Genomic DNA, 1,384 nt, shown 5'->3' with positions numbered 1-1,384 from the left:
GAGTTATGCCCAAAAGTTGGTGACGGCTTGATCAGGCGGCGTTTTGAAGTTGCTTGATCCCGTCCTTGAAGGCAATCCCCTGGATCACTTCGGGCAGACGGTTTGGCCCTGAGATTTTCCTCCACTTTTTCTTGGCGGACATCATCAGCCTGAAGACCATGGCGAGGGCGGTCTTTCGGTTCAGGCATCCTTTGGTTTTGCGCGTGCGGTTGCGGACCGTGGCGAAGACGCTTTCTATCGGGTTCGTGGTCCGGATGTGTTTCCAGTGTTCGGCTGGGAAGTCGTAGAAGGTCAGCAATACGTCGCGGTCTTTGACCAGCTTGTTGACCGCCCGCTCGTATTTCACGCCGTAGGTTTCCACGAAGAGATCGAAGGCCGCATTGGCTTCCTTCTTCGTCTCGGCCATCCAAATATCCTGCAGATCGGCCTTGGCTTTTTCCCGCAGCGACTTGGGCATCGCGCCGGTGACGTTGGCCGTCTTGTGGACCCAGCACCGCTGCTCACGGGTGGTCGGATAGACATCCCGCAGCGCCGTCCAGAACCCAAGCGCGCCATCACCGACAGCAAGCTCGGGCGGCACCGTCAGGCCGCGTTTCCTCAGACCGCGTAACAGGTCCCGCCAGCTGTCCGCGTTCTCCCGGAACCCGTCCATGATCCCCAGAACGTCCTTTTCTCCATACTCGTCAGCGCCGATAATCACCAACATACATTGACGATCCCCGTCCAAACGGGGCGTGAAGTAGACCCCGTCCGCCCAGATGTAGACATAGCGCTTGCCCGACAGGTCACGCTTGCGCCAGGCTTCATATTCATCCCACCAGGTTGCCTTCAATCGCGTGATCGTCGAGGCCGACAGCCCCTCGGCATCCGGCCCCAGAAGTGCTGCCAGCGCCTCGCTGAAGTCCCCCGTCGAGATGCCCTTCAGATAGAGCCAGGGCAGCAGCTCCTCGACGGACTTCGCTTTGCGTAGATACGGCGGCACCAAGGATGAACGGAACTTGATCTTGCTGCCATCGGCATTCGCACCCCGGTCGCGGACCCGGGGCACCTGAACGGGCACCGTGCCGATCCCGGTCATCACCTCGCGCTCCGGCAAGAAACCGTGGCGCACCAGACGCTGGCGACCTTCCTCGTCCAGAAGGTGCGCGTGAACCGCCATGAAACCGGCAACCTCAGCCTGCACAGCCGTTCGCAATAGCTCGCGTGCCCCGAACTGAATGACCTCAGTCAGCGGATCAGGTGAAAATTCCGATGGTAGCTCGAATGGAACAACGGTAGATTTCGACATGTGGCATATCCCTTTCTCTTTGAGAATTGACGGCGCTTCAGCACCGCCATGATATGCCGCCCCTCAGGGGCCATCACCAACTTTCAACCATATCTC

1 protein-coding gene is annotated in these 1,384 nt (G+C 59.3%); it reads right to left on the bottom strand.

All coding sequences use genetic code 11. The annotated features are described in order from the left end of the window. Positions 1 to 31 precede the first annotated feature (31 nt). Entirely contained in the window at positions 32 to 1,288 is a 1,257-nt protein-coding gene (locus ROA7023_RS23515; protein WP_085881351.1) for an IS256 family transposase, read from the bottom strand. Positions 1,289 to 1,384: the final 96 nt, after the last annotated feature.

The sequence above is a fragment of the Roseisalinus antarcticus genome, from assembly GCF_900172355.1.
GTDB classification, from domain to species: Bacteria; Pseudomonadota; Alphaproteobacteria; order Rhodobacterales; family Rhodobacteraceae; genus Oceanicola; species Oceanicola antarcticus_A.
Note: the sequence above shows the minus strand (reverse complement) of the source record. Positions and strands in the feature narration are given on the sequence as shown.

Coding starts and splice junctions, on each gene's coding strand:
- ROA7023_RS23515 (WP_085881351.1), bottom strand. CDS start 1,288: ATGTCGAAATCTACCGTTGTTCCATTCGAGCTACCATCGGAATTTTCA.